Source organism: Opitutaceae bacterium (assembly GCA_041395105.1).
Classification (GTDB): domain Bacteria; phylum Verrucomicrobiota; class Verrucomicrobiia; order Opitutales; family Opitutaceae; genus B12-G4.
The window spans coordinates 1,291,144-1,317,501 of the sequence record JAWLBB010000001.1; the positions used below are offsets into that span (position 1 = coordinate 1,291,144).

The following is a 26,358-nucleotide window of genomic DNA, read 5'->3' on the forward strand; positions in this document are numbered from 1 at the left end:
GGGCATCGGGGCGGGTTTATCCCGCATTTCATCCTTCCGGGTGTCAGAAGGCGATTCGGACTCCGCTGACGAGATTTCGACCGGGAAGCGTCACCTCATCTTTGAGGAAAGAGGTGCTGAGTCGGGCCTCTTGATCGGTCAGATTCGTGCCTCGGAGAAAGAGGGTCCACGTCGTTCCCGGGGCCTCAATCGCATAGGACAGGTAAGCGCTGACCAGGCTGTAGCTGTCGGTTGGGGCCTCGCCGGGCGCAGTTCTTTCCTGTTGGGCTGAGTAGCGGACCGAGGCACCGGCGGCAAAGCCGCCGGTGGCAAAATCGGCCCCCAGGCCGAAACGGAAGGGTGGGATTCGAGGGAGCGGTTGATCGCTGGTTTTGTCGGTCGCGTGAACGTAGTCGGTCGTCACCGTGAAATCGAGGCGGTAGTCCTCGGCATCATGAGCGTGGAGAACCGCTTCCAATTCGCCGCCGATGAAAGCTGCGTCGCGGCCGACGAACCGATAGACGGGCAGGTCGTCCCTGACCTCTCCGGTCTTCTCCTCAAAGATATAATCATCGAAGCGATTGGCAAAGACGGAGAGTTGGCCGGTGATCCATCCGGATCTCTTGCGAAGGACAAGGTCCGAAGACCAGGCCGTTTCCTTGCCGAGTCCGGGGTCGCCGATTTCGTAGGCGCCGGTGGCGGCATGAGGTCCGTCGGCCAAGAGTTCCTGCGCGTTCGGGAGACGTTCGGTTCGTGAAACGGAAAGGCCGATGGAATAGTCGGGAAGGAATCGCCAGACAATTCCGGCGGAAGCACTGAGCCCGCTGTTCTTGATCGAAGAGGCGCTTCCATCCGTCACGTCGATCGTCTGATCTTCGATCCTCAGCCCGATCTCGCCGGCCAGAGCATCGCTTGTATAGGATTCGACCGCGAACAGGGATCCTTTCCCGGTGAGGGTCGGAGGAAGAAATGCTTCGTCGCCGGCCGCGGCGAAATTGGTCCGGGCATATTCCAGGCCAAATGCACCGACGAAACCTTTGATCTCGGAATGGACAGCTTCGAGCCTTCCCTCGAACGCTTTGGAGGTGAAGCGGGTTCCAATCGCATCGCCCTCCAGTTCGACGTGCTCGTAGTCTCCGTAGCCGAGTCGCAGGGTTGCTTCCTCGAGCCATTCGATTGGTTTCTTCAAACCAGCCCGGGCCCGCAGACGCTGTTGTTGCAGGTCGATTCGGACCGCCTCCGCTCCGTCATCGGCCGGTTCTCCATCAACGGGCTCTCCGGTCGTGTCTTCGTCCCCGCTCTCATGTTCATGGCCACCGGGGATGCCGTAGAACGAATCGTATCGGGTGTAGGCGACTCCGGCATGTCCCTTGTCCCAGAAGGTCGATAGCCCGATGGTATGGTTTTCGGTCTTCACCGCGCTGTTGGGAAGGGTTCCGTCGAACGGCTCCTCATCGCTCGAATGGGCCTCTTCCTCATGAGCATACTCCGATTCGGGTGGCACGGGGATGCGGATATCGCCGGAATCCCGCTTCAAGCCCGAGGCATGCCAGCCGATTCGTTCGGTCCCGCCGGAGAACCGGCCGGCGGCAACCCACTCGCCGTTGTTGGAGCCGTAGCGACCCTCGATCTCTCCAGTGAAGGGCTTTTCCGGGGGGAGGTCCGGCAGCGAACCATCAACTGTATTCACGACACCGCCGAGAGCGGAACTGCCGAATCTCAAGGTGGCCGGGCCCCGGATGACCTCGATCCGTTCGGCAAAGACCGGCTCAATCGAGACGGCGTGGTCCGGGCTGATCACGGACGCATCAAACGTGCCAAGTCCATCGGAAAGGACGCGGATACGGTCGCCGCCCATTCCGCGGATGATCGGGCGGCTGCTACCGGGACCGAAGCTGGTTGCGCTGACTCCGGCCGTGCCATCCAGGGTCTCCCCGAGAGTGGATGCGGCCTGCCGGTGCAGGCGGTCGTCCCGGATCAGGAAGATCGGTTGTGCCAGGTCATCGGCCGAACGGGGTGAGGCAAACGGCGTCACCAGGACTGCCTCAAGCTCAATGGGTTCGTCACCGATCCCGGGCTCCGGGGCTTCGGCCTGCAGGCGAATGGTGGGGCGGAGAAAAAGCACCGAGGCCACCGCCCCGGCAAAGAAGGTGAATGATTTCATGGTACTGTCATTGGATAGTCGAAGAATCCGCGGGGGAGGGTCCCGCAGGAGGAGAACGCGCAAAGGACGGATTTTCATTCCGACCGACGCGGCATGTATCGATTATCCTATGACAGGTGGGCTCAGGGCCCAGGGAAGCCGGTGGGGAGGTGGCTTGAAATCGGGGGTCGGCGGGAGGGTTGCGAGGAATACAATCGCGAGCTCGACTGGATGAGGAGCCGGGTGCCACTGGGCCGGGTATTCGAAATGACCGTCCCGGATCAGGGTCAGCAGGCAGACATGGGGAACCGAGGCGTCCTCGTCGCAGTGAATTGCGTGGTGCAGGCCGGGGCTGGTGGCGATAAGCGAGACGAACAGGAGAACGGCGGCGAGCAAGCCGGCCACCGCGCCTTTCAAACCTGTCCTCGTCCCGATCCCCATTTTGACCATCCGCTGGAATTATACGAAAGGTGTCAAGGGGTCGAAAGTGGATCCGGCGATGAACAGGTCGTCACCCGTTTTTCGGACGAAAAATGGAAATCCGTTCGGGATCGGCCTCGAGAAAGGGTCCCCCGATCAGGTCGATGCAATAGGGAATGGCGGGGAAAACGGCTTCGAGGCATTCTCCGATGGCCTTGGGTTTGCCGGGGAGATTGACGATGAGGGCGCACCCGCGGACACCCGCAGTCTGGCGGGAGAGGATGGCGGTAGGCACGAAACGCAGGGAGGTCGCCCGCATCAGCTCGCCGAATCCGGGCAGCATCTTCTCGCAGACGTCGGCGGTGGCTTCCGGGGTCACGTCGCGGGTGGCGGGGCCGGTACCCCCGGTGGTGATGACCAGGCTGCAGCCCTCCTCATCGACGAGGCGGACCAGGCAGGCGGCGATCTCATCCCTTTCGTCGGGGACGATCTGATAGACGGTTTCAAACGGCGTCGTGAGGTAATCACGCAGGAGGGCGACGGCGGCCTTTCCGGGTATGTCCTCATAGATGCCGGCGCTGGCCCGGTCGGAGACGTTGATCACACCGATTTTGACTGGGTTTTTCATGGAAGGCGAGGGATCGGGCCTGGGGCGGCCTCAGGCATTGCAGAACCGGGGATTTGTGGTAAAGGAGGATCTACTGCATGGAGCAAAAGGAGTTCAGCGAGATCGTCGATTTGATTCGGAAGGAGGATGCGCGGTTTGACCGCCAGGCCTATTTCTTCCTGCGGGGTGCATTGGACCAGACCGTGACGAAAATGCGCAAGGCGGGGCTCCTTCTCGGACGCCGCAGCAACCATGTGGCCGGCCCGGAACTGCTCGAGGGAATTCGAGATTACGCCCTCGAGCAATACGGACCGATGGCCCTGACCCTGCTCCGGGCATGGAATATCGGATCCTGCGGAGATTTCGGGGAGATCGTTTTTAATCTGATCGACTATGGCGTGCTCAGCAAAACGGATGAGGATTCCCGGGAGGATTTTGCGGAGATCTTCGATTTTGATGAAGCTTTTGCCAAGCCGTTCAGGCCGGTTAAGCGCCGATTGCCGGACCCTCCGGTCCTCCCGGTGGAGTTGTCCTGAGACGACTCGTGACCGATCAACCGATTCTGTTGAGGTGCCCTTGTGATGAATGAAACGCCTTTGCATCCGACGAAGACTTCGCCGGTCACCCTCGAGAATCTCCTGAATGAGGCGGTTGATCGACGGGTTCTTGACAATGGGCTGGTGGCGATCGTCAAGCCGGACCACAGCAGTTCGGTGGCCAGTGTCCAGGTCTGGGTGCGCAGTGGGAGTATCCATGAGGGGCGCTGGATCGGAGGGGGGCTCTCGCATTTCCTCGAGCACATGCTCTTCAAGGGAACGGAGCGGCGGGCCGGCCGGGAGATTTCAGCCCTCGTTCAGGAGAATGGAGGCTATATCAATGCCTACACAACTTTCGATCGGACGGTCTACTATATCGATATCCCAAGCGAAGGCGTCGAGGTGGCCCTGGATGTTCTCGGCGATGCCGTTTTTCACTCAAGACTGCCCGAGGAAGAGGTGATTAAGGAAAAGGAGGTCATCCTCCGGGAAATCGACATGTATCAGGATGATCCCGATCATCTGCTTTCCCAGGCCCTCTTTGAGACGGCTTTCCGTGAACACCCTTACCGGCAGCCGATCATCGGACACCGGGATGTCTTCAGGCAGGTCAGTCGTGAAGACCTGGTGGCCTACTACCGGGAACGCTATGTGCCCAACAATGTCGTCGTGGTGGTGGTGGGCGATGTCGATCCGGAGGCGACCTTTGCCGGAATCGGCAAACACTTCGGCGGCCCTTCGCGGGCCCGGCTCGAACCGGTCTTTCTCCCGGCCGAGACCCCTCAACTCGCGCCCCGGCGTCGGGAATTGACCGGGGAGGTGGAAATCACCCGGGTCGCCCTGGCCTACCCGGTCCCCGGGCTTTCCCATCCCGATACGCCGGCGCTTGATCTTCTGGCGATGATCCTCGGACATGGCGACAGTTCGCTCCTCTGGCAGACCCTCCGGGAGCGGAAACGGCTCGTACATTCCGTCGGATCATCGAACTGGAATCCGGGTTCGTCCGGACTGTTCTATATCTCAATGATCTGCGAGGCGGACAAACGGGAGGCCGCGATCAAGGCAGTTCAGGATGTGATCGAAGGGGTGGCGAAGCGCGGCGTGACGAAATCGCTACTGGCCAAGGCCATCCGCCAGATTGAAGTGGGCGAGATCAACGTCCGCAAGACGATGAGCGGACAGGCTTCGCGGCTCGGGGTGGCGGAAGTGGTCGTCGGGGAACTGAATTTCGCACCCACCTACCTCAGGCGGCTGGCTGCGGTAACGGTGGCAGACCTGAAACGGGTGTGCCGGGAGAGACTTCGGCCCGGCGGATTGACCCGGGTGGTCATGAACCCGAAAGGCGTCCATGATGTGGAGGCGGCAGCCATTGTCCGTCGGTCGACGAATCCCGATTTTGAGGAGGTCCACCTGGCCAACGGCGTGCGCGTTCTTCTGAGGGAAAATCCGTCCCTGCCGAATCTTCACCTGAGGGTGGTAGGTCGGGCCGGCGGCTTCGTGGAGCAGCCGGAGCGGCGGGGGGTCACTCAGTTGATGAGCTCCCTCATGACGCGGGACACGGCCAAGCGGTCGGCGGCGGAAGTGGCGGGTCTGATCGAGTCGGCCGGCGGTTCTTTCCGCGAGTTCGCCGGCGACAACAGCTTTGGCCTTTCCTGCGATGTACTCCCGGAGGACGAAGTCCTCGCTTTGAGCCTGCTGGCCGAGGGCCTGTGCTCGCCCGCCTTCAAGTCAAACACGGTAAAGCGCGAACGCGAGGCCCAGCTCGCGGGCATCCGGGAGGCCAATGACGATATTGTCCACGCCTCGCGCTACCGGCTTCGGGACCTGTTCTTCGGGGACCACCCGTTGGGGGTGGGAAGCGACGGACGGATCGAAACGGTGGCACGGTTGCGTCCGGCGGATCTCGAAGCCCATCGCCGCAGGCTGGTGGTGGGCGGAAATCTGGTCGTCGCCGTTTCCGGTGTTTTTGAACGCAATACGTTGCTTCAACGGGTGGAGGATGCGTTTGGCGCGATTTCGGCCGGCGAGTTGGATGTCCCGGCACGGGAAGAGATACTCCCGGCGGTATCCGGCAGCCACTTGATGGCGCAGGCCCGCGAGCAGGTCATCGTGCATCACGGTTTTCCAGGACCGGGGCTGCTCTCGGATGATTTCATGGCAAGCGAGGTTCTCGATGAAGTTTTCAGCGGAATGGCCAGTCAGCTCTTCGAACGAGTCAGGGAAGAAAAGGGATTGGCCTATTTTGTCCGCTCGGGCCGGGTGCTGGCCATGCATGAGGGGATGTTCTCTTTTGTGGCAGGCACCAGCCCGCAAGGTTACCGTCAGGTTATCGACGAACTCGAACGTGAGGTCGATCGGGCCTGCTCCGGCGGGCTGACCGAAGTGGAGCTTATTCGCAGCCGGACGCGATTGAAGGCGGGGCGCCGGATGTCCGTCCAGACGAATTCGGCCTGTGCCGTCCAGGCGGCGTTGAACGCGATCTATGGCCTGCCAATCAACGACTGGCGTCATTACGACTCCAAGGTCGACGCGGTCACCCTCGCGGATCTTCAGGCCTTCGCCTGCCGGCGGTTTCTGCGGAACAAGAGGATCGAACTGCTGGCCGGAGCAGTCGCGGAAGCTTAACCCCCCACGCCGGCCTCTTCCTTGCTGATGGGCTTGAAGTCGGGACGGGCGAACCGCTGGGTTGGAACCGGGCCGACAGGGTTGAGTCTGTGACGGTCTACCCCGCGACACAGGTAGGTCTTGAAGTTCGGGTTGACCGAAAGGTCGTTTTTGACGTGGGTGCCGCTGTAGCGGATGGTCAGACCGGCTCTTCGCCGGGATGACGGGTTGGCCGGAGAGCCGTGGATGGCACGGTCGTCGTGGAGCGAGGCCTCCCCGGCCTTGAGCTTGAATTGGACCGCCGCGTCCTCGCGAACGGATCCGCCTTCGAGCTCCAGGGTGAGCACGGAATCGGTCTGGGTGGAGCGCTGGTGCTTGATCAAACCCATTTTGTGGGAACCCGGGACGATCTTCATCCCTCCGTTGACCTCGTCGACGTCGTCAAACGCGAGCCAGACCGTGACGGTGTTCATGGGCTCCATCGGCCAATAGTAGGCATCCTGGTGCCAGCCAACCGTTTCCTTGGAGTGGGGCGGCTTGATGAAGAAGTTGCTGGCCCAGAGATAGAAATCCGGGCCGAGGATACCTTCGACCAGGTCGAGTATCTTCGGGTTCATGCAGATCTCGTAGAGATAGAGGCTGGTCTCATGCCATTCGCGGATGTCCTTGGCCGTTTCTCCGTGATGCAGGAGGGCCAGCAGCTGAGGGAGCTCGGCATTGTAACGCTTCATCTCCTCGGCGGTGTAAATGGGAGGCAGGCCGATGAGGTAGCCGTTTTCGTGGTAGAACCGGATTTGTTCCGGAGTGAGGCGGTAGGGAGTGGTCATGGGTCTGGGGAAGCAAATGAGAAGATTTTCAGGGACGATGGATGGGATCCGCTGCCTTTTCAAGTAACCAGTTGGTTACCTTCCGGACCGGATTCCCTGCCCCGGGCGGGGACGGGCGCGGGCCAATTTGGGCTTGTTACCTGAATTTTTCCAATGTCACTCAGATTTAACCTTTCTGTAACATTTGGGCTGCTTCCTGGGTTGAGTCCGGGAAATCGCGGCAGCAGCCTGCAGCCTTCATCACGCAAACCGAAACCCGTCGCACCATGATCTTCAATAATGTCCGCTGGATGGCGTTGGCCCTGGCCGCCGTCCTCCCCACCGCCGCGTTTGCGGCCAGTGAAACGTCCGTCCTGGTCAGTATTCTTGTCCGCAAGGGTATCCTGACCGAAGCGGAGGCAAAGGAAGTCGTCGCGGAAATGTCCGCAATGACCGGCGCCGCGGCGCCGGACGCGATTCCGGTGGCCGAGGCAACCCCTGACGTGGTGGGGACCCCGGTTCCGGAGGCCAAACCGGCCAAGAAGGAGCCGGTCTACGTGGCCGCGGCCAGCAAGATTGCCACTGGCTTCAAGCTGGGCGGCCGTCTCCAGGTGCAGTATGCCGGGCTGGATACCGATATTGACGGAACCGATAATGATCCTGCACAGACCCGCCATTTCTTTCTGCGTCGGGTCTATCTGGGCACCTCGGTCGACTTCGGGGAGCAGTGGAGCGCGAAGGTGACCTATGATTTCGCGAGCGCGGGCTTTGACGCAGCCTATATTCGTTTTGAGGCAGACGACCAGAACCTCTTCGATTTCGGTCTGCGGAAGGTGAACTTCGCTTACGAGGAAACCCTCTCGAGCGGGAGCATCCCGGCAATCGAACGGTCGGGTCTGACCCGTTACTTTGTGGAGACCAATAACGGCCGGCGTCTGGGTGCGGGCAGTTACCGGATCGGCGCCTTCTATGAGGGTGAATCCGGAAATCTCTTTTACGGCGCGTCGGTGACGAATCCGGAGCGCCCCATCAATGCGGCCGACGCTGCCGCTCAGGGCGACGTCTTCAACAACGGTCTGGCCTTCTGGGCCAACGGCGGCATCAAGACCAAATATGAAGGAGGATCGGCGATCTTCGGGGCGGCTTTTGGCTATATGAAGGATCAGGGCGCGGTGGTCGGGACCGGGCGGGATCTCACTGTCGGGTCGATCTACACCGACGCCAAGATGGGTGGACTCCGTCTGATAGCGGAAGTGCTGGCGGCTGACGACGGAGTCGGCAACCCCTGGGGCTACTCGCTCCAGCCGATCTTCGCGATCACACCGACACTCGAGGGCGTCGTCCGGCTCAGCTATGTGGACTCCGATGGACGCGGCATCCGACTGTCCGATGGGGTGCGCTCGGCACCCGGCGGCGGCACCATGGACAAGCTCTACGAAGGCTATCTCGGAGCCAACTGGTTCATCATGGGCAATGACCTGAAACTTCAGGGCGGTCTGGTCGTTGGCCGTAGTATGGACGGGCTTGATGGATCCGATGCCGAAGCCACCACATTCGGCCTCCGTTCCCAACTCCAGGTCAATTTCTGACCTCAGAAATTCCAGGTACCCCAGCAATAGGCTGAAGTCGGCCCCCGGGTTGTTCCCGGAAGGCCGGCCGGGCTGAATCCGCCGAATTCGGTGCCGTCTCCCCCGATGGGGATATCCAGCCCGAAGGTGAGCTGGAACTGCTGGCTGGCGTCCCAGACGACGCGGGGTTGCAGCAGGGCCGAGGGGTCCTCGAGGTTCGTGATGGCGCTGATGTAGAAATTGACGAGGGGGTGCCACTCAATCTGGGCGGAAATCACTCCGTAGTTCGAGCCCAGGACAAAGAGACTTCCGCGGGCCATCGCGGTCAGGACGAAGGGATCCTCAAGCGCCGCCGCGTAATCCTCTTCTCCCAGGCCGTTGTGGTAGTATTCGAAGAAGCCATAGATGTTCTTCCCGGCCCAGGCCCAGGAATACTGAAGGTTGGCCACCAGTGCGAAATAGTCCGCGGTTTCAGGCCCGAAGTCGGATTCGATCCGATTCCAGGTCGCGTCAATCCGCCAGGTTGTGCCGCCGGCAAGGCCGGAAAGGCCCGCCCCGATGACCGGTTGACCATAGTGCCACGCCGCGAGAGCAAAGACCTCTGCGTCGCCGAGAATGGTCTGGTATTGGCCGGCCACGGATGTCTGGTCGGCCGCGACTGAACCGGAAGCCGGATCCCGGCGGGCCACCCCGAGGATTTGAATCCCTCCGGTATCCCTCGGCAGATCAAGGAAGATCATGTCGTCGCCCGTCTTGAAATCGCGAGCGATGTCACTGGGGGCGAAGGGATTGAAGAGATCAAACGGATTGAAGGCGAGTCCGCCTCCCCAGGTGACGGCCTGGCGGCCGATCCGGACGGTTCCCCAAGAAGGGGACAGGGTAAGGGCAAGCCGGTCGATCCGGGCCGTGGTCAGATGGCGATTGCCTTCGGCGAGTGTCCAGGTCAGGTCGAAGAGCCGGCGGTCATCGCTGGTTGACGAGATTCCGTTGCCGCCCCCGAAACCGTCGGCCCCTCCTTCGAATCCGGCCGCGAGCATCCGTTCACGGGTATCGCCGAGCGTGGTGGTCAGATCGACCTCGAAGTCAAGGATCACGGGCTCGGATACCGCCGTGGTCATCCATCGGGCGGTCCCCCCCAGGTCGGCCAGGGCGCTGTCTCCGTAGGCACTCCAGAAGGAATCGTTGGCGACCCGCCCGATACGGGCTTCGGCCTTGGCGTAGAAGCCGGATTCCCAGGTGACAGGCGGAGCCCCCAGGAGGGGCCGACCGAGGATGCCGGTTAGGATCGCTCCCGCCACCAGAAGGCAGGCTCGGCCCGATTGTCCCCGAATTGGTGGGATCCCGTTCACTTCGGGCGTTCGTCGGCCACCACCCGGCCATCGCGCAGGCGAATGATTCTCCGGGCGCATTCATGACGAGTTCGTCGTGGGTGGCAAAAACGAAGGTTACGTCATGGCTCCGATTGAGATGAAGCATCAGGTCAAGCAACTCCTTCGCGGTTTCCGAATCGAGGTTCGCCGTCGGCTCATCGGCGAGCACGATGGTGGGGTGGCTTACGATGGCCCGGGCCACCGCGACCCGTTGCTGCTGGCCTCCGGACATCTCCGCCGGTCGCCGGTCGTGCAGTCCCTCCAACCCCACCTCATCGAGGATCCGCTTCGCCCGCTCGTGCCGTTCGGACCGGGTGACACCCTGGAGCAGCATGATGTACTCGACATTCTCGAGAGCGGAGAGGACCGGAATGAGGTTGTAGGCCTGGAAGACGAAGCCGATATCCTTGAGACGGATACGAGTGACTGCTGCCGGGCTCAGTTGGTCGAGACGGCGTCCGGAGAGATCGATCTGCCCGGAATCCGGCGTATCCAGTCCTCCAATCACGTTGAGCAGGGTGGTCTTGCCCGAACCCGATGGTCCGACCAGGGCGGCGAATTCGCCACGGGCAAATGACAGGCTGACCCCGTCGAGGGCTTTGACCCTGATCTTGCCCTGCAGGTAGCTTTTTGAGATGTCCGTGACCTCGACGGTTCCGGAGAGCGGTTGAGGGGCCGGGTGTGGTGTCATCGTCTTTCGGAGAATCGTTCAGAACCGGGTCATGGCGTCGACCGGGGAGATGCGGCCTGCCTTGATCGCGGGGTAGAGGCTGACCAGCAGGCCGAGGGTGACGACCATTGAGCCGGCAAGGGCGTAGTCGAAGAGGTGATCCCGGGGGTAGATGACGCGGGAAACCCCGAAGTACTCCGAACCGGCGGCGAAGGCGGAAAAATCGATGCCGGTTTGGCTGAGCAGGGCGATCGAAGCGGCGCCCAGGGCGATGCCGAATCCCAGTCCGACAACGAGAAGCATGGCGGTCTCCAGAATGACGCCCCGGATGATGCCACCCGGAGTCACGCCGAGGGCCCGGACAAGGCCAAACTCCCGGATCCGTTCAAAGACCGCCATCAGGATGGTATTGACCAGGCCGAAAGCCATCGCGATGAAGACAACCAGGTTCCAAATCAGGGAATAGACATTCATACTGTCGAGATAGACGCCGATGAAGGGAACCAACTCGCGCCAGGTCAGAATCCGGAACCCGGATTCCGGAAGCTCTGCCCTGAGGGCCCGGGCGGTGTTTTCCGCCTCTCCGGCCAGCGGCAGGACAATACTGAACTCGGTGACGTCGCCGTTGATGGCGAGCATGGCCTGAACGGTCGGCCGCAGGGCAAAGACGAACTGCTTCTCGGTCATCTCCATCTGGGCGCGAAACACGCCCACGATGGTGAAGGCCTGCGATTCGATTTCTCCGGTCGCATTCTGGGCGTCGATCACCAGTCGATGGCCGACGCGTGCCTCAAGGCGATCGGCGAGCGCCTTCCCGATCAGAATCCCATGGGGCGCCCCTGCGAGGTTACTACCCTCGATCGGAGCGGTGCCGATGAAGGAAAGGCCGGCTTCCCGGGCCGGATCGATCCCGACGAGGGTGATGCCGCCGGTGTGCCGCGCGCTGCGGATGACGGCCGCCGACCGGACCCGGCTGGTCCAGCGACTTCCGGCCGGCAGGATCTCCCGCAGGGCGCGGCTGACCGGGTCCGTTTCATGTATCCTGTAATCAATGACGGGGTTCTCGAAGTAGCCGGGAGCCTGCACCTGAAGGTGACCGGTAAGATTCACGATGTTCGACTGCACCATGTCTTCGACCATGCCGCGCATGAAGGCACTGAAGAAGACCATCGACCACACCCCAACGGCGACAGCGGAGAGGATGACGAGGGTGCGGCGGGAATTTCGCCAGAGATTGCGCCAAGCGATCAGGGTATTCATGGCGGCGTTACGCGGTGTGGATGGCCTCGACCGGGCGCAGGCGCCGGATCTTCAGGACCGGGAGCAGGGCGGCGAGAAGGGTGACCACCAGGACCACGGAGGGTCCAAGGGTGGCGGTGACGGGCGAGAGCTCGGGATAGGCTCGCGGGGGAAGTCCGTATTGGACCATGTAGGCGGCCGCTTCCTCTCCGAAATCGATGCCGACCCGGGCGAAGTAGAGGGTGATGATTGAACCGAGGGCGATACCCGTGAGGACTCCGGCCAGGGTGAGAAGTCCGGACTCGAGCATGAGCACCCGGACGAGGCGCCACGGGGTCGTGCCGATCGCCATCATGACGCCGAACTCCCGGGTCCTTTCGTAGACCGCCATGATGAAGGTGTTCAGGATGCTGAAAGCGACGACAAGAACCAGGATCAGGTACATGACACCGCCGATCAGCATATCGAGCTCGATTCCCTCGAGCAGTCCCGGCAACAGCTCCCGCCAGGTCAGGGTGACCAGAGGGTGCTCTTTGGTCCCGAGGCCGGAGACTTTCCCCTCGATCTCCCGGGCCGGTTCGGCCAGCCACCAGAGACTGTCCGACCGGATAAGGATACGATGAACTGCGCCCTCCATTCGAAAGACTTCGTCGAAGAAGGCACGGCCGACATAGAGGGTGGATCGATCCACCTCCGGCTGACCGGTTTCAAACAGGCCTTGGATGACGACGTCTCCGGCGGCAATCGACCCATCGCGGGCCGAGCCGAGAAGAGTGACCGTGTCGCCGGCCCCGATGCCGAGATTGCGGGCGAGGAGTCCACCGATGACGGCCCGATCGAATTCCTCAGGTTTCAGGAAGGTGCCCTCCCGGACTGTGTCGGCCACGGTCGTGACCCTCGACTCCGTCTCGGGATCGATGCCGATGACCATCGCACCCAAGGCGTGGTCCTTGCCGGCGAGAAGGGAAAATCCTTCCGAACGGACCGTCGTGGCACGCACCCGCGGGTTTCCGTCCAGGGAGTGGATGACGGCTTCCGGGTCGGGGATGACCAGCCAGACCTGCGGATCATCCCGGTAGTCGTCGGCGAGAATCTGCAGGTAACCGGTGCCGCCATTGACCGAGGCGCGGATCATCAATTGGTACTGGTTGGCTGCAAGTGAGAGCATGAAGACCAGAATGGCCGATGCAAAGACCACCGCGCTGATCGAGAGCATCGACCGGCGCCGGTTGCGCCAGAGGTTCCTCCAGGCCAGCTGCAGATCGTTCCTCATGGCCGTCAATCAGCGGCGCGGATTCCGGAGAAACGTCTCCGTGAATACCCGGTCGGGCAAGCTCTCGAGGAACTGAAGCGAACGGTATTCGATGCGGGTGTAGCGGGTCGCGTCGTTCGCCTGGACCATGGTGAGAATCCGGGGCAGCAGACGGCCGCCGAGGATCTCCAGTTGCGACATTTCCAGCGTCTTGACCAGCTCTCCGTCCTGGTCGAAAAACGTCTCACGGAGCATGATCTTGTCCTCCCTGATGAGAACGACCTGCTTGCCCCAGACCACCGGTGCCCCGGGCTTTGGTGTGAGAAGAACCTCGTAGACCGTCAAGCCGCTCTCGGTGGTAGTCCCGGTCAGTTCATGCGTGTAGTCGACGAGGATGCTGTCGGTCTTGGCAAGATCATGATTGGTGAAATCGGACCCCATCCAGGATTGACTCATGAGGGAGGGGGGCAGCTTGATCACGCGGTTGACCCGCGGGTTGAAGGTCCACATCTGCTCGCCTTTCTTCAGCGTCCCGTTTCCCCGGTCGCGGGCGGGATCCGTGATCACAATGACACTGTCATCGTCGCCCCGGGTCCAGGCTTCCAGGGTCTGGGAACGTTCCCATTCCGGACGATGAATGGTCATTTCCATGACGGCCTCGGATGCTTCGCCGCGGTAATAGCGGAACGATTCGCGGATCAATTCGGTTGCGTCGGGCTCACCGGCCCGAACGCTCAAGACGCCGGTGGCGACGGACAAGACACCGACCAGAACGACCCCCGCGCGTCCCGCATGCAACCGTGGTTTCATGATCGTTCCGACTCTAGCCCGGAAATCCGTCCGGGTGAAGAGGAAACGGTTCCTGCTGCAGGCGTTGCCGTCAGTTCCGGAGGGCGTCGAAGAGCGCGATGATGTTCGCGGGCGGCACGTTGGCCTGGATATTGTGGATCGGAGCGGCCACGAGGCCTCCGTTGCGCCCGAGAATCCCGATGTTTTTCCGGGTTTCCTCCGCCACTTCTTCGGGAGTCCCGTCGGTCAGGGTGGACTGGCCGTCACAGGTGCCACCCCAGAAGATGATCCGGTCACCGAATCGACGTTTGAGGGATGCCGGATCCATGCCGGCGGCCGAGGTTTGAACGGGATTGATGATGTCCACCCCCATTTCGATGATCGAATCGAGGAGAGGTTCGATGGCCCCATCGGAATGGAGCATGACTTTCCAGGGCGTGTGGGCATGGATCCAGTCGAGGCCGCGCTTGTAGGCCGGCAGGAGTTTCTCCCGGAACATCGACGTGGAGAGAAAGGGAGAGGACTGGGTTCCGAAATCATCGCAGATCTGGATGATCTGGACCCGATCGCCCACCGCCTGCCGGAAGCGAGCAAGGTTCTCCAGCCAGACGTCGGTCAGGATGCCGAAGAGGTCGGTCACATAATCGTCCTCGGAGGCGAAGGTGATCATCCATTCCTCGAATCCACCCTGGCCGATTCCGTTGAAGAGTTCATAGGGAGGACCCATCGGGGCGATGATCGCCTGTTCGGTTCGGGTGAAGAGGCGTTGCGATTCCGCCCGGTAGTGTTCGAGAACCGGATCGGAAATCAGTGAAGGACGCCAGGTGGAAAGGTCGGGATGAGTGGCTCCGGGGTATTTCTCGAAACGGTCGAAATACCAGGCACCGGATGGCATGGCCGCGATGACCTCCCGGCTTCGTCGGAGAACGAATCCGCCGTGGCCATCCGGTTCCGGATGAAAACCGCCGGGGATTCCAACCTCGAGTCCACCCGGAAGAATCCACGATTTCCAGTCGCGGTTCTCGATTCCGAACGCAACCGCCGGACGATGCAGGCCGACACAGTCGGCCCCGAATCGATGCGCCACTTCCGGTTCGATTTCGGCCAGCATCTGGTAAGTGTCGAACACGCGGGGCGGAGGGTTCGCGGGTAGGCCGAGTGCCTGGCGCAGAAGGGCGTAGGCCCAGATCGAGATTCCGGACTGGCGGGTGCCGCCGAAGTCGACGGGAAGTCGGTCGACCGGTTGCCGGTTCAGAGTGGCGAGGATGCGTTCGCGGGAAGTCATGCCGAGTCCCCAATCCTGGCCACGGACAAGGTCCCGGGCAAGAACCCGCTTGGATCGCTGTCGCACAGTCGTAGATCAAGTTTGTAACATAATAGGTTACAAACCTAATCGTTCCGGGGCCGGTCGTCCTGACAGGTTGCTCCACGGCGCCAACCGGTTCTTTTCGACTTTATGCTTCGTTCCCGGGGGATCATCATCGGGGATCATGTCTGATCTCCGAGTATCCGGATTGTTCGTCGTCTGGGGAGCGATTGTGCTGACCGCGGCGGCTCAGGAAGAGTCTTTTGCCCCGGCAGTGCTGCCTCCGATCGTCCCGTGGTCGGGTTCAAGCGAGGCCCTCGTGGTTGGTGCGGATCATCCCTGGGTCACTCCCTCGGAATTGACGGATCTGGCGGATTCGCCCGACTACGCGGAGACTCTGGCTTACCTCGAGCGTTTGTGCCACGCATCGGATCGGCTCGAGCTGGAGGTCTTTGGCCGGACAGGCGAGGGGCGTGATCTTTATGTGGTGATTGCGCGATCGGAGGATCAGAGTGAGGACAGGCCGATCGTCCTCGCCCAGGCGGGGATCCATTCCGGAGAGATCGATGGAAAGGATGCCGGACTCATGCTCCTTCGGGATATGGCGGTTGGCGGGAAGGGAGAGATTCTGGAGAAGGTGGATTTTCTTTTTGTTCCGGTCTTCAACCTCGATGGGCATGAACGACGTTCCCTCTACAACCGTCCCAACCAGCGGGGGCCCATTCACCAGGGCTGGCGGACCACGGCGCGCAATCTGAATCTGAACCGGGATTATCTGAAGGCGGACAGTCCGGAGATGCGGGCGATGTTGGGGTTGATCCGTGAATGGGAGCCGGACCTTTATCTCGATCTTCACGTCACCGACGGGATCGATTATCAGTATGACATCACCTTCGGCTATAACGGCTATGACGGGAATCCCGCCTGGTCGCCCCGCATCGGAGCCTGGCTGGATGAGATCCTGCGTCCCGAGGCAACCAAAGCGCTGCTCGATGGAGGCCATATTCCGGGCCGACTGGTCTTTGCTGCCGACGATCGCGATCCCGCCAAGGGAATCGGGTTGGGGTCGACCATGCCGCGGTTCTCCGACGGCTACGGCGATCTCCGGCACCTGCCAACGATCCTGGTCGAGAATCACTCGCTCAAGCCCTACCGTCAGCGGGTTCTCGGCACCTACGTTTTTCTGGAAGGCGTCCTGCGCTGCGTCGGCGAGAACGCGGCGTCCTTGAAGGCGGCCATCGCAGCTGACCGGGAGGCGCGGGTGGAAGCCGCACTTTGAGTGGAAGATGAATGAAGAGGGGCGGTTGGTTGATTTTCTCGGGATGGAATACGAGGAATTCCCTTCCGAGGTGTCTGGTGAAGAAGAGATACGTTGGTTGGGGCAGCCGGTCATCTACCGGGATTATCCGATGCAGACGGGGGCGGTCGGAGCGACTATCGAACGGCCGATCGCGTATTGGGTTCCGGCGGCTTGGTCCGAAGTGATTGAACGGCTGAGGTTGCATGGGGTGGAGATGGAGGCGATCCCGGAGCCCGCCACGCAGCTGGTCAGTCGGCTGCGGTTGGTGGACCCCAAGGTCGCCTCGGTGCCCTACGAGGGATGCTACCGGATGTCGGCGGGGTTCGAGGTCGAGCGGCGGGAAGAGACCTTTCCGAAAGGAACTTTTCGGATTCCGACCGATCAACCTTTGGGTGACCTCGTGGTGGTGGCCCTTGAGCCGACGAGTCCGGCCTCGTTTTTCGCCTGGGGATTTTTCCCGGAGATTCTCCAGCAGACAGAATATATCGAGGGTTATGTCATGGATCCCCTGGCCGAGCGGATGATGGCGGAGGATCCCGACCTTCGCGAGGCGTTTTCCCGGGCCCTGGAGGAGGATCCGGAACTTGCGGGCAATCGTGATGCGCGGCTGCGCTGGTTCTATGCGCGGACGCCCTATTTTGATGATCGGTACCTGCTCTATCCAGTGGCGATTGAGGGACGGTTGGACTGATAGGATTTGGGGGACTCGGGTGGGGCGGGTCGGGGCGCAACCGCTTTGCTCAAGGCAGTAGAAGGAACTCATCCACGAGATTACGCGGGATAAAGCATCCGCGCGAGCCCGCGGTGCCCCGGAAACCTGTCCCTGCGCCTGGAGCAGGCCTTCCCATCCGGGAGAAAGTGTGGACAAGCCACGCCCAAACATTCGAGTTCCTCCCGCCTCAGCCGGGGCGGGAGTCGCCGCACTGTTTGGCGGTGCCTGAGGAAGTCCGGTTGCTTCAGCCTATTCAATATTCTAATGTAAAATTGCTTTCAATATTAGTTGACTAAATGCGTAGATGCTCATGTATTGGCTTCAACCGGACGATCTGGATCTGGATTTCCCAACTCATGAACACTCTCTCGCGACGCCGCTTTCTCCGAATATCCGCTGCCACCATTGCGGCTGCGGGGGCTGCGGGCACTCTCCCGACCCGCGGCTTTGGGCGGTCGGCAAAGACCGGTGGATCCGGAGTGGAGACCATCCCGACCTTCTGTGACATCTGTTTCTGGAAATGCGGGGCAATCGCCTATCGTCGGGACGGCAAGCTCTGGAAAGTAGAGGGCAATCCCGATGACCCCCTCAGTCGCGGCCGGCTTTGTCCGCGTGGCACGGGCGGGGTAGGGGCTCACACCGACCCGGATCGCCTTCGGGCACCAATGATCCGCACCCGGGAGCGGGGCGAGGAGAAGTGGAAGGAAGTGACCTGGGGAGAGGCCCTGGATTACATCGCCGAACGAATGAATCGGATCAAGGCCGACTATGGCCCGGAATCGATGGCGCTGTTCAGCCATGGGATTGGAGGCACCTTTTTCAAGCACACCTTGAAGGCTTATGGCACGCCGAACATCACGGCCCCGTCCTTCGCGCAGTGCCGGGGGCCGCGCGAAGTCGGGTTTCGTCTGACTTACGGGGATGATGTCGGATCGCCGGAGCGGACCGATATCGCCAACGCGAAATGCCTGGTCCTGATCGGTTCGCATCTGGGTGAGAACATGCACAACACCCAGGTTCAGGAGTTCGCCGAAGCGGTGGGCAAGGGAAGCAGGATCATCGTGGTGGATCCCCGTTTTTCGGTCGCCGCGAGCAAGGCGAGTCATTACCTGCCGATCAAGCCGGGCACGGATCTGGCCCTCCTTCTGGCCTGGATGCAGGTGATCGTCGAGGAGAAGCTTTACGACCGTGACTATGTCGAAGCTCACGGCTTTGGCTTCGAGGCATTCGCCGCATCCATCCGCAATTATTCACCGGAGTGGGCCTATCCGGAAACCGGGATTGAACCGGAAGCGATCCGGGAAACGGCCCGCGAGATGGCGCGGTTTCGTCCGGCCACCCTGGTCCATCCGGGGCGGCACGTGAACTGGAACGGCGACGACGCCCAGCGGAGTCGGGCCATTGCGCTGCTCAACGCCCTGCTCGGCAGCTGGGGGAGAAAGGGCGGATTCTACCAGCAGGTCGGCATGGAGGTGCCATCGTATCCGTATCCGGAATACCCAAAGTCAATCCGGGGAAAGGTCGACAATCCGGATCACCGCTATCCGTTTGCCCATGAAACCCTGACCACGGGCATTCGGGAGGCGACCCTGACCGGCGAACCCTATCCGATCAAAGGCTGGATGGTTTACGCGACCAATCTGCTCAAATCCCTCCCAAACCAGGAGGAGACGATCGCGGCGATCCAAAAGCTGGATCTTCTTGTGGTGGTCGATGTGATTCCGAGCGAGATCGCGGGCTGGGCGGACGTGGTCCTGCCCGAATCCATTTACCTCGAACGACACGATGAGTTGAACGTGGAATGGTTCCGGGAGCCGTTTGTGGCCCTCCGCCAACCGGTGGTGGATTCACCCAACGATCAGAAGCCCAACTGGTGGATCGCGCGGACCCTTGCGGAGAAGCTTGGCCTGTCCGATTACTATCCGTGGAAGACGATAGAGGAGTACCTGCGCTGGCGGGTGGAGGCGGCCGGACTGGATTTCGAGACCCTCCGGACCAAGGGCCTGATCAAGGGACCCCGTCAGCCCATCTACTACGAGGAAGGGGTCGAACCGGAATTCGCCACTCCTTCGGGCAAGATCGAATTCTATTCGCTTCAGCTTGAGCAGGCGGGCTTTGATCCAGTTCCCCGTTACACGCCGCCGGAATCAGGACCTCCGGGTTCTTTCCGTCTGCTCTATGGCCGGGCCCCGGTCCATTCCTTCAGCCGGACCCAATCCAATCCGCTCCTGATGGAGGCGATGTCGGAGAATGAAGTCTGGCTGAATGCGCGGGTGGCCGGCCGATACGGATTGAAGAGCGGGGATCGTGTCCGCCTGCGCAATCAGGACGGGGCGTTGAGCAACCCGATCCGCGTCAAGGCGACGCGCCGGATCCGTCCCGAATGTGTCTATATGGTGCATGGTTTCGGGCATACCTCGAAAGGTCTGCGGCGTGCTTTCGGCCGGGGGGCGAGTGACGCCGGCCTGACCTCAACCTACCGGATGGATCCCCTGATGGGGGCCACCGCGATGAACATGAATTTCGTAACCCTCGAGAAGGAGAGCTGAACGATGGCGCGCTACGGCATGGTCATTGATACCCGGCGGTGCGTCGGCTGCATGGATTGTGTGATCGCCTGCAAGACCGAGCACGGCACGCCGGAGGGCTACAACCGTGATTGGATCACCCAGACGGTGACCGGTGAGAGCCCGAATCTGCGGATGGAGATCCGGACGGAGCGCTGCAATCACTGTGCGAATCCTCCTTGTGTCTCCTGTTGCCCGACCGGGGCGAGCCACGTCCATGCCCGGGGAGGCGTGGTCCTGGTGACCAAGGACATGTGCATCGGCTGCAAGGCCTGTCTGGCGGCCTGCCCCTATGACGCCCGCTTTATTCATCCGGATGGTTATGCCGACAAATGCACCTTCTGCATCAACCGGGTGGAAAAGGGCCTCGACCCTGCCTGTGTCGCGGTCTGTCCGACCCGCTGCATGCACTTCGGGGATCTTGATGATCCCGAGAGCGAAGTGAGCCGGCTGCTGGGGGCGCGGGCGAATCATTCCCTCATTCCGGAGGCAGGAACCCGGCCCTCCATCTTCTACCTGACCTGATCCGCCATGATGGAATACACGTCGACGCGAGCGAATCCGATGATTGACCCCGCCTTTCATGTCTGGGGCTGGGAGATTCCGGTTTATCTCTTCCTGGGCGGGCTGGTGGCGGGTCTGATGATTCTCTCCGGCTACCATCTGGTCCGGGCGCAATGGGATCGGGAGGACGACCGGGGCCATTATGTGACGGCGCCGGTTCTCAGCCTCATCCTGCTCTCGCTCGGCATGCTGACCCTTTTCCTTGACCTTGAGCACAAACTCCATGTCTGGCGTCTTTACCTGACCTTTGAAGTGGCGTCGCCCATGTCCTGGGGCTCGTGGATCCTGCTCTTCGTTTATCCCGCCCTGATCGCTTCGACCCTGCTGACCCTTCCCCAAGCGATGCCAAGGCTGGCAGGAACTTTTCCGTTGGTCACCCATGTATCCGCCTGGTTGAGACGGCCGCGGATGCTCCAGGCAATCGGCTTTGCCAACGTGACCCTGGGCATCCTCCTCGGGATTTACACGGGGATCCTGCTCAGCGGTCTCGGGGCGCGGCCTCTCTGGAGCAGTGCCCTGCTGGGGCCGCTCTTCCTCTTTTCCGGCCTCTCGACCGGCGCGGCGACTCTCCATGCGCTTTCCCATCTTTCGCGCCGGGGACCCGCCGGCAACGAGTTCACCGACGCGGTCATGTCTGCCCTCGTGCATTGGCTGAGGCCGCCGGATGATGCGCCGGATGCACCGGACAAGCTGGCTCATGCGGACAACAGCTTTCTCACGGTGGAGTTGTTCATCCTGATTCTCTTCCTGATCGGTCTGGTCACCGCATCCGAGGTTCATCTGCGCGCGGCCCGGCTTCTCCTGACCGGCCCCTATGCGGCTGTCTTCTGGGTCTTCGTCATCGGAATGGGGATCCTCCTGCCCCTCATCCTCCAATTCCTCCAGGCCCAGCACAGGATCCGTTCGACCATCGTGCCGGCTCTCCTCGTCATCATGGGAGGATTGGTGCTCCGCTTCGTCATGGTCTATGCCGGGCAGGCAAGCCATTGGGTGGAGGCCTTCGCCCGTTGATCGACCAGGGTCCAACCTGACGCGTTTTCATGAAATCATCGACTAGACAACCGTACTGGAATCCATATCTCGCGGGATTTGTCCTGGGGCTTGTCCTGCTTGCCGCCTTTGTCGTCATGGGGCGCGGGTTGGGCGCATCCGGAGCGTTCAGCACGGCGGTGGCGACCTCGGTCAATGCCATCGCCCCGGAACACGCCGGGGGCAATGCCTTCTACGCCCGATATCTTGGGAACGGGGAAACCAGTCCGATGAAAGACTGGCTCGTCTTTGAAGTGCTTGGCGTTCTCGTCGGCGGCTTTCTCTCGGCCGCCCTGTCCAGCCGGTTGGCCCTGACCATCGAGAAGGGACCCCGGATTACCGCCGGGTCGCGTCTGGTCCTCGCTTTGATCGGTGGCGCACTCATGGGGATCGGATCCAAGCTCGCCCTCGGTTGTACCAGTGGACAGGCCCTTTCCGGGGGGGCACTGCTCAATCTCGGCAGTTGGGCATTCATGATGTTCGTTTTCGGCGGGGCCTACGGGCTGGCCTGGTTCTTGAGGAGGCAATGGCTATGATGGCACCTTTCTACAAGTTCGGCGCTTTCGGGGATGAGGTCAGCTTGATCGTGGCCTTTGTCATCGGAATCGGCTTTGGCTTTGTCCTTGAGCGGGCGGGTTTCGGCAGTGCCCGAAAACTGGCGGCCCAGTTCTATTTCCGCGACATGGCCGTGCTCAAAGTAATGTTTACCGCGATCGTCACGGCGATGGTCGGTGTCTACCTGCTGGCGCGGAGTGGTTATCTGGACCTGTCGCTGGTCTACCTGACACCGACCTACCTCGTTCCCCAGATTGTGGGGGGGATCATACTCGGAGTTGGATTTGTCATCGGCGGCTATTGTCCGGGCACTTCGGTTGTTTCGGCCGGAACCGGTCGGGTGGACGGTATGGTCTATCTGGTCGGTGTGGTCGGCGGACTTCTGGCCTACGCCGAGATTTATCCGATGATCGCGGAATGGACGCAATCGACCGATCTGGGACAGATCACCTTGCCGGCTTTCTTTGACCTTTCCTATGGCCTGGTTGTCGCCGCGGTGGTCGTCATGGCGGTCATTGCCTTCGTCGCCTCGGAGATGGCCGAGCGCCGCCTGGGCGGAGTGGAGTTGTCGGGCGGATCCCTGATCGGACATCCCTGGAAGATGACCCCGGCGCGTGGATTGATGGCGGGGTTGCTTGGGCTGGCATTCGTTGCGTTCTTCGCGGGCGACCCGTATCGGGGCAGTCGGGCCGTTCTGGATACCAAGCAGCTGGCGATGACGGTGAGTGGGCGGCAGGATCACTTCACGGTGGACGATCTGGCGGACCGGATCATCCGTGGTGAGAACAACTATGTCCTGCTTGATCTGCGGGATGCCGAGAGCTTCAATCGCTACCATATCCCGACGGCCCGGAATCTCCCGCTGTCCGAGTGGGAACCGGATCTGCTCCCTCGAAACGAGTCGATAGTTCTCTATTCCGATGGAGGTATCCATGCGGCCCAGGCCTGGTTTCTCATGCGGGCCCAGGGCTATCCTTCGGTCTATATCCTGCTGGGTGGACTGGATGCCTGGATGGAAGAGGTCCTTTACCCGACGGAACCGGCGGATCCCAGTCCGGAGGCGGCCCGGGAATTCGCGCGGAGGGCGGAGATGTCCCGCTATTTCGGGGGCACGCCGCGAACTGCGTCGGGTGAATCCGGAGAATCCGGCGGTCCGACGTTGCCGGAACTGGCGCCCCCGGTCATGCCGGTCGCCCCGGCCGGTGCGGTCCAGCCGGCAAAGAGAAAGAAGCGCGAAGGTTGCTGATCATTTCCGCATGGGGATTCGGGGCGGGAAGCTGAATTTCATGGTACCCCGCCTGAATTGCCCAAGGTATGCGATTCACAACTACCGGAAGATCAACGGCTGGAGGCCACGGTTGGTTGGCCGGGATGTTCCGGAAAGCCCCGGTTGCGAGCTTCCTGCAATAGCGTTTCAGTCGCCGTGGCGCCAATGCGGGTGACGCCGAACGATCGGACCTTGAGCATGTCATCAAGCGTGCGAATACCACCAGCCGCCTTGATCTGGACCTTCTCGGCGCAACTGGCGCGCATCAGCTTCAGATGGTGATCGGTCGCACCCTTGTAGTTGTAGTCGCCATTTGCCTGTTTGACGAAGCCGTAGCCGGTGGAAGTCTTCACAAACGCCACGCCGATCTCGGAACAGATCCTGCAGAGTTCGACGATGTGCTCGTCCATGAGGTAGTCGTTCTCGAAGATGACCTTGAGGATCGCGCCACGAGCGCCGCAGGCCTCATTTACCGCACGAATATCGGCGGCGACATAATCGAAGTTTCCGCCCAGCGCGCGTCCGACGTTCACCACCATGTCGATCTCCTTCGCCCCTTCGACCATGGCCAGTTCAGCTTCCTGAACCTTGATCGAGGTGTGGTTGTTGCCATGCGGAAACCCAATGACCGAGCAGACCAGCACGTTCGTGCCGGCCAGCAATTCCGCCGCTCGCGGCACATAGTAGGGCTTTACACAGACCGTGGCGACGTCGTGGTGCGCGGCCAATGCGCATCCGGCGTCGAGCAGGGCATCCGTCATGGTCGGATGCAGCAGTGAATGATCGATCATCTTGGCCAGTTCGTGGATGGTGGTATTCATGGATGTGGGAAGACTTGGGCTGGGCCTGAAAGGATCTCTGGATCGGTTTCACAGCATGGTTTCGCGGAGAAAGCGTGCGCCCCGGTGATGGACGAGGGCTGGTCGGAGTTGGCCGGGTTCATGATCCGATAAATTGACGGAGGAAGCGACCGCTCTGTCTGAGGGCGGCTTTGCGGGTGTCGAGGCTGGCCTCGTAGGCGCGGTCTTCGACCTCGATGCAGACCGCGCCGTCGTAGCCGGTATCTCCGAGGACGGAGAAGAAGCGGCCCCAGTCGATCTCGCCCAGGCCCGGAAGCTTAGGGCAGTGGTATTCAAGGGGCGTGGCGAGGATGCCGACTTCGTCAAGCCGGTCACGGTCGACGCGCACATCCTTGGCGTGGATGTGGAAGAGCTTCGAGGCGAATTCCTTGAGCGGTTTGATCGGGTCCATCTGCTGCCAGACGAGATGGGATGGGTCGTAGTTGAGGCCGAAATGTTCGCTGGGGATCCGTGAGAACATCTCCCTCCAGGCGGCCGGGGAAACGGCCAGATTCTTTCCGCCGGGGTATTCGTCGGAGCTGAAGAACATCGGACAGTTCTCGATGCCGATTCGGACGTCGCATTCCTCTGCAAAACGGACCAGGTCGGGCCAACGGCGATCGAAAAGCTCCCAGTTTGCGGCCTGGGAAAGTCCGGGGTCGCGTCCGACAAATGTATTGATCTGATTGATACCAAGGAGGACGGCGGCATCGATGACCTTCCTGAGGTGGGCGATGTAGACGGCGGCCTCGGCGTCGTCCGCGACCAGCGGATTCGGGTAGTAGCCGAGAGCGGAGATCCCGATGCCGTGTTCCGTGGTCAGCTTCCGGACTTTGTCGGCTTCGGATTTGTCGAAGTCGGAGACGTCGATGTGGGTGACGCCGGCATAGCGGCGCTCGGCCTTGCCGGCCGGCCAGCACATGGGCTCGATCGTGTCGAAACCGTTGTCGGCGGCGAAGCGGAGGACCTCCTCCAGTCTGAGTTCGGGAAGGATGGCGGATACGAATCCAAGTTTCATGGTAAGGAGTGAAGACGGAGGGCGCGGTGGAGAGGCAGTCGCTTATTGGGGAACATTGACCCACCGTTCGGTCCGGTGGCTTTCGGCGATCGCCTGGCAGAGAAGGAGTTCCCGATGGCCGTCGGTGAAATCGGCATAGAGTCGGTCAGGCGAAGATTGGCCGGTTGCGATGTCGGCGTAGATGGCCTTGTAGAGCTGCTTGAAGGAATCGGGGAAGCCTTCGTTGTGGCCACCGGGATAGTCGGCGAAACAACGGGCCGAGGCATCGAGGAAGGCGGGGTCCTTGAGGAAACGCTGATTGGGTTCGTCCCGGGAGCCGATCCAGAGCTCGTTGGGCAATTCACTGTCCCAGGCCAGGGCACGTCGGGATCCGGCGATTTCAAAGTGGATGGAGTTCTTGCGGCCGGCGGTGACCTGGGAAACATGGAGACAACCTCGGGAACCGCCCTTGAAACGGAGCAGGATGGTCCCGTGGTCCTCGGTCGTGACCGGGAAGTCTTCCGATGCGGCAGCAGGCCGGCGGGATTTCCCCGTGAAGGTCTCGCTCGATTGTTCGGTCGGGCGCCGGCGGACCGGATGGACCGTTCGTAGGTCCGCGAAAACGGACTCGATTTCCAGCCCTGTGATGAAACCAATCAGGTCGAGCCAATGGGTGCCGACATCGCCGACGGCGCGGAGTACGCCACCTTCCTCGGCCATGACCCGCCAGTTGAAATCGGTCGGGTAGAGCAGCCAGTCCTGGGAATAGCCCCCGCGAAGATGGAGGACGTCACCGATTTCACCGGACCGGACCAGGGCGCGGGCGTGGACGACCAGTGGATAGAAGCGGATATTGTAATTGACCGCACAGATCAGGCCGGGATGGGCTGCGGCCGCACGGGCGAGTTCAGCTGTCTCGGCCGTGTTCATGGCCAGGGGCTTTTCGCAGATCACGTGTCGGCCGGCCTTCAGGCAGGCAAGAACCTGTTGGAAGTGAACGCGATTGGGGGAGGCGAGGTGAACAACCGAGACGGCCGGATCGGCAAGGAGATCGTCGAGGTCGCGGTAGGCGCGGGGCAGGCCGACGGATTGGGCGGCGGTCCGTGATTTTTCCTCGGACGAACCGAGAATCCCGGTGATGGGGATGCCGAGGCGGCGGAGGGCTTCGACGTGAACGGGACCGATGAATCCGGTGCCGACGACGGCCGCGGCGGGTTTGGGGTTTGGGGAAGGCATGGG

General features: G+C 61.5%; 23 protein-coding genes. 10 read left to right on the forward strand and 13 right to left on the reverse strand.

What is annotated here, in order from left to right:
- Nucleotides 1-43 precede the first annotated feature (43 nt).
- The 3 genes from R3F07_05100 to mog form a co-directional block, all read right to left on the reverse strand.
- Nucleotides 44-2,143, reverse strand: coding sequence for a TonB-dependent receptor (locus tag R3F07_05100; protein MEZ5275736.1), 2,100 nt, complete (start codon nucleotides 2,141-2,143; stop codon nucleotides 44-46).
- A 102-nt stretch (nucleotides 2,144-2,245) separates the two neighbouring features.
- Nucleotides 2,246-2,572 carry a hypothetical protein gene (locus R3F07_05105; GenBank protein MEZ5275737.1) on the reverse strand — a complete coding sequence of 109 codons (327 nt, stop codon included), beginning with the start codon at nucleotides 2,570-2,572 and terminating at the stop codon, nucleotides 2,246-2,248.
- 61 nt (nucleotides 2,573-2,633) lie between these two features.
- A complete protein-coding gene (mog, locus tag R3F07_05110) occupies nucleotides 2,634-3,170 on the reverse strand; it encodes a molybdopterin adenylyltransferase (protein MEZ5275738.1) in 537 nt (178 codons plus the stop codon).
- A 77-nt stretch (nucleotides 3,171-3,247) separates the two neighbouring features.
- Between mog and R3F07_05115 the strand changes: the two genes are divergently transcribed.
- Both R3F07_05115 and R3F07_05120 read left to right on the forward strand, forming a co-directional pair.
- Nucleotides 3,248-3,685, forward strand: coding sequence for a hypothetical protein (locus R3F07_05115; GenBank protein ID MEZ5275739.1), 438 nt, complete (start codon nucleotides 3,248-3,250; stop codon nucleotides 3,683-3,685).
- A gap of 45 nt (nucleotides 3,686-3,730) precedes the next feature.
- Complete coding sequence (locus tag R3F07_05120; GenBank protein MEZ5275740.1) at nucleotides 3,731-6,310, forward strand: pitrilysin family protein; 2,580 nt, start codon at nucleotides 3,731-3,733, stop codon at nucleotides 6,308-6,310.
- Here R3F07_05120 and R3F07_05125 read toward each other — a convergent pair.
- Nucleotides 6,307-7,116 carry a phytanoyl-CoA dioxygenase family protein gene (locus R3F07_05125; GenBank protein ID MEZ5275741.1) on the reverse strand — a complete coding sequence of 270 codons (810 nt, stop codon included), beginning with the start codon at nucleotides 7,114-7,116 and terminating at the stop codon, nucleotides 6,307-6,309. The genes R3F07_05120 and R3F07_05125 overlap by 4 nt on opposite strands.
- 266 nt (nucleotides 7,117-7,382) lie before the next feature.
- Between R3F07_05125 and R3F07_05130 the strand changes: the two genes are divergently transcribed.
- On the forward strand, nucleotides 7,383-8,684 hold the full coding sequence (locus R3F07_05130) for a porin (protein ID MEZ5275742.1): 1,302 nt from the start codon (nucleotides 7,383-7,385) through the stop codon (nucleotides 8,682-8,684).
- Between the two features lie 2 nt (nucleotides 8,685-8,686).
- Here R3F07_05130 and R3F07_05135 read toward each other — a convergent pair whose 3' ends face one another.
- The 6 genes from R3F07_05135 to R3F07_05160 all read right to left on the reverse strand — a co-directional run bounded on the left by R3F07_05135 (nucleotide 8,687) and on the right by R3F07_05160 (nucleotide 15,334).
- The gene (locus R3F07_05135) at nucleotides 8,687-9,781 is read right to left on the reverse strand and encodes a hypothetical protein (GenBank protein ID MEZ5275743.1); all 1,095 of its coding nucleotides are present in this window, start codon (nucleotides 9,779-9,781) and stop codon (nucleotides 8,687-8,689) included.
- The gene (locus R3F07_05140; protein ID MEZ5275744.1) at nucleotides 9,747-10,724 is read right to left on the reverse strand and encodes an ABC transporter ATP-binding protein; all 978 of its coding nucleotides are present in this window, start codon (nucleotides 10,722-10,724) and stop codon (nucleotides 9,747-9,749) included. Before R3F07_05140 ends, R3F07_05135 begins: the two co-directional genes overlap by 35 nt.
- Nucleotides 10,725-10,742: 18 nt before the next feature.
- The gene (locus R3F07_05145; protein MEZ5275745.1) at nucleotides 10,743-11,963 is read right to left on the reverse strand and encodes an FtsX-like permease family protein; all 1,221 of its coding nucleotides are present in this window, start codon (nucleotides 11,961-11,963) and stop codon (nucleotides 10,743-10,745) included.
- Between the two features lie 7 nt (nucleotides 11,964-11,970).
- Nucleotides 11,971-13,215: an FtsX-like permease family protein gene (locus R3F07_05150; GenBank protein ID MEZ5275746.1), complete on the reverse strand. Its 1,245-nt coding sequence runs from the start codon at nucleotides 13,213-13,215 to the stop codon at nucleotides 11,971-11,973.
- Between the two features lie 9 nt (nucleotides 13,216-13,224).
- On the reverse strand, nucleotides 13,225-14,004 hold the full coding sequence (locus R3F07_05155; protein MEZ5275747.1) for an outer membrane lipoprotein-sorting protein: 780 nt from the start codon (nucleotides 14,002-14,004) through the stop codon (nucleotides 13,225-13,227).
- A gap of 70 nt (nucleotides 14,005-14,074) precedes the next feature.
- Nucleotides 14,075-15,334, reverse strand: a complete 1,260-nt coding sequence (locus R3F07_05160) for a uroporphyrinogen decarboxylase family protein (protein MEZ5275748.1) — start codon at nucleotides 15,332-15,334, stop codon at nucleotides 14,075-14,077.
- Between the two features lie 139 nt (nucleotides 15,335-15,473).
- Here R3F07_05160 and R3F07_05165 point away from each other — a divergent pair, with 139 nt between their 5' ends.
- From R3F07_05165 to R3F07_05195, 7 genes are all read left to right on the forward strand, one after another.
- Nucleotides 15,474-16,568: a M14 family metallopeptidase gene (locus R3F07_05165; protein MEZ5275749.1), complete on the forward strand. Its 1,095-nt coding sequence runs from the start codon at nucleotides 15,474-15,476 to the stop codon at nucleotides 16,566-16,568.
- A gap of 7 nt (nucleotides 16,569-16,575) precedes the next feature.
- Nucleotides 16,576-17,280 carry a hypothetical protein gene (locus tag R3F07_05170; GenBank protein ID MEZ5275750.1) on the forward strand — a complete coding sequence of 235 codons (705 nt, stop codon included), beginning with the start codon at nucleotides 16,576-16,578 and terminating at the stop codon, nucleotides 17,278-17,280.
- A gap of 377 nt (nucleotides 17,281-17,657) precedes the next feature.
- Nucleotides 17,658-19,850, forward strand: coding sequence for a molybdopterin-dependent oxidoreductase (locus tag R3F07_05175; protein ID MEZ5275751.1), 2,193 nt, complete (start codon nucleotides 17,658-17,660; stop codon nucleotides 19,848-19,850).
- A 3-nt stretch (nucleotides 19,851-19,853) separates the two neighbouring features.
- On the forward strand, nucleotides 19,854-20,393 hold the full coding sequence (locus R3F07_05180; protein ID MEZ5275752.1) for a 4Fe-4S dicluster domain-containing protein: 540 nt from the start codon (nucleotides 19,854-19,856) through the stop codon (nucleotides 20,391-20,393).
- A 39-nt stretch (nucleotides 20,394-20,432) separates the two neighbouring features.
- Nucleotides 20,433-21,443, forward strand: coding sequence for an NrfD/PsrC family molybdoenzyme membrane anchor subunit (gene nrfD, locus R3F07_05185; GenBank protein ID MEZ5275753.1), 1,011 nt, complete (start codon nucleotides 20,433-20,435; stop codon nucleotides 21,441-21,443).
- Between the two features lie 29 nt (nucleotides 21,444-21,472).
- On the forward strand, nucleotides 21,473-21,997 hold the full coding sequence (locus R3F07_05190) for a YeeE/YedE thiosulfate transporter family protein (protein MEZ5275754.1): 525 nt from the start codon (nucleotides 21,473-21,475) through the stop codon (nucleotides 21,995-21,997).
- Nucleotides 21,994-23,262 (forward strand): YeeE/YedE thiosulfate transporter family protein, encoded by a 1,269-nt coding sequence (locus R3F07_05195; protein ID MEZ5275755.1) that lies wholly within the window; start codon nucleotides 21,994-21,996, stop codon nucleotides 23,260-23,262. Before R3F07_05190 ends, R3F07_05195 begins: the two co-directional genes overlap by 4 nt.
- 92 nt (nucleotides 23,263-23,354) lie before the next feature.
- Here R3F07_05195 and deoC read toward each other — a convergent pair whose 3' ends face one another.
- The 3 genes from deoC to R3F07_05210 all read right to left on the reverse strand — a co-directional run bounded on the left by deoC (nucleotide 23,355) and on the right by R3F07_05210 (nucleotide 26,355).
- Complete coding sequence (gene deoC, locus R3F07_05200) at nucleotides 23,355-24,104, reverse strand: deoxyribose-phosphate aldolase (GenBank protein ID MEZ5275756.1); 750 nt, start codon at nucleotides 24,102-24,104, stop codon at nucleotides 23,355-23,357.
- A 118-nt stretch (nucleotides 24,105-24,222) separates the two neighbouring features.
- Nucleotides 24,223-25,140 (reverse strand): sugar phosphate isomerase/epimerase, encoded by a 918-nt coding sequence (locus R3F07_05205; protein MEZ5275757.1) that lies wholly within the window; start codon nucleotides 25,138-25,140, stop codon nucleotides 24,223-24,225.
- Between the two features lie 42 nt (nucleotides 25,141-25,182).
- Nucleotides 25,183-26,355, reverse strand: coding sequence for a Gfo/Idh/MocA family oxidoreductase (locus R3F07_05210; GenBank protein ID MEZ5275758.1), 1,173 nt, complete (start codon nucleotides 26,353-26,355; stop codon nucleotides 25,183-25,185).
- Between the last annotated feature and the right edge of the window lie 3 nt (nucleotides 26,356-26,358).

Excerpts from the sequence above, each read along its gene's own strand:
- R3F07_05165 (MEZ5275749.1), top strand. The coding sequence starts at position 15,474 with ATGTCTGATCTCCGAGTATCCGGATTGTTCGTCGTCTGGGGAGCGATT.
- R3F07_05150 (MEZ5275746.1), bottom strand. The coding sequence starts at position 13,215 with ATGAGGAACGATCTGCAGCTGGCCTGGAGGAACCTCTGGCGCAACCGG.
- R3F07_05140 (MEZ5275744.1), bottom strand. The coding sequence starts at position 10,724 with ATGACACCACACCCGGCCCCTCAACCGCTCTCCGGAACCGTCGAGGTC.
- R3F07_05195 (MEZ5275755.1), top strand. The coding sequence starts at position 21,994 with ATGATGGCACCTTTCTACAAGTTCGGCGCTTTCGGGGATGAGGTCAGC.
- mog (MEZ5275738.1), bottom strand. The coding sequence starts at position 3,170 with ATGAAAAACCCAGTCAAAATCGGTGTGATCAACGTCTCCGACCGGGCC.
- R3F07_05120 (MEZ5275740.1), top strand. The coding sequence starts at position 3,731 with ATGAATGAAACGCCTTTGCATCCGACGAAGACTTCGCCGGTCACCCTC.
- R3F07_05100 (MEZ5275736.1), bottom strand. The coding sequence starts at position 2,143 with ATGAAATCATTCACCTTCTTTGCCGGGGCGGTGGCCTCGGTGCTTTTT.
- R3F07_05105 (MEZ5275737.1), bottom strand. The coding sequence starts at position 2,572 with ATGGTCAAAATGGGGATCGGGACGAGGACAGGTTTGAAAGGCGCGGTG.
- R3F07_05190 (MEZ5275754.1), top strand. The coding sequence starts at position 21,473 with ATGAAATCATCGACTAGACAACCGTACTGGAATCCATATCTCGCGGGA.
- R3F07_05115 (MEZ5275739.1), top strand. The coding sequence starts at position 3,248 with ATGGAGCAAAAGGAGTTCAGCGAGATCGTCGATTTGATTCGGAAGGAG.
- deoC (MEZ5275756.1), bottom strand. The coding sequence starts at position 24,104 with ATGAATACCACCATCCACGAACTGGCCAAGATGATCGATCATTCACTG.
- R3F07_05155 (MEZ5275747.1), bottom strand. The coding sequence starts at position 14,004 with ATGAAACCACGGTTGCATGCGGGACGCGCGGGGGTCGTTCTGGTCGGT.
- R3F07_05145 (MEZ5275745.1), bottom strand. The coding sequence starts at position 11,963 with ATGAATACCCTGATCGCTTGGCGCAATCTCTGGCGAAATTCCCGCCGC.
- R3F07_05125 (MEZ5275741.1), bottom strand. The coding sequence starts at position 7,116 with ATGACCACTCCCTACCGCCTCACTCCGGAACAAATCCGGTTCTACCAC.
- R3F07_05175 (MEZ5275751.1), top strand. The coding sequence starts at position 17,658 with ATGAACACTCTCTCGCGACGCCGCTTTCTCCGAATATCCGCTGCCACC.
- R3F07_05130 (MEZ5275742.1), top strand. The coding sequence starts at position 7,383 with ATGATCTTCAATAATGTCCGCTGGATGGCGTTGGCCCTGGCCGCCGTC.
- R3F07_05205 (MEZ5275757.1), bottom strand. The coding sequence starts at position 25,140 with ATGAAACTTGGATTCGTATCCGCCATCCTTCCCGAACTCAGACTGGAG.
- R3F07_05135 (MEZ5275743.1), bottom strand. The coding sequence starts at position 9,781 with ATGACCACGGCGGTATCCGAGCCCGTGATCCTTGACTTCGAGGTCGAT.
- nrfD (MEZ5275753.1), top strand. The coding sequence starts at position 20,433 with ATGATTGACCCCGCCTTTCATGTCTGGGGCTGGGAGATTCCGGTTTAT.
- R3F07_05180 (MEZ5275752.1), top strand. The coding sequence starts at position 19,854 with ATGGCGCGCTACGGCATGGTCATTGATACCCGGCGGTGCGTCGGCTGC.
- R3F07_05210 (MEZ5275758.1), bottom strand. The coding sequence starts at position 26,355 with ATGCCTTCCCCAAACCCCAAACCCGCCGCGGCCGTCGTCGGCACCGGA.
- R3F07_05170 (MEZ5275750.1), top strand. The coding sequence starts at position 16,576 with ATGAATGAAGAGGGGCGGTTGGTTGATTTTCTCGGGATGGAATACGAG.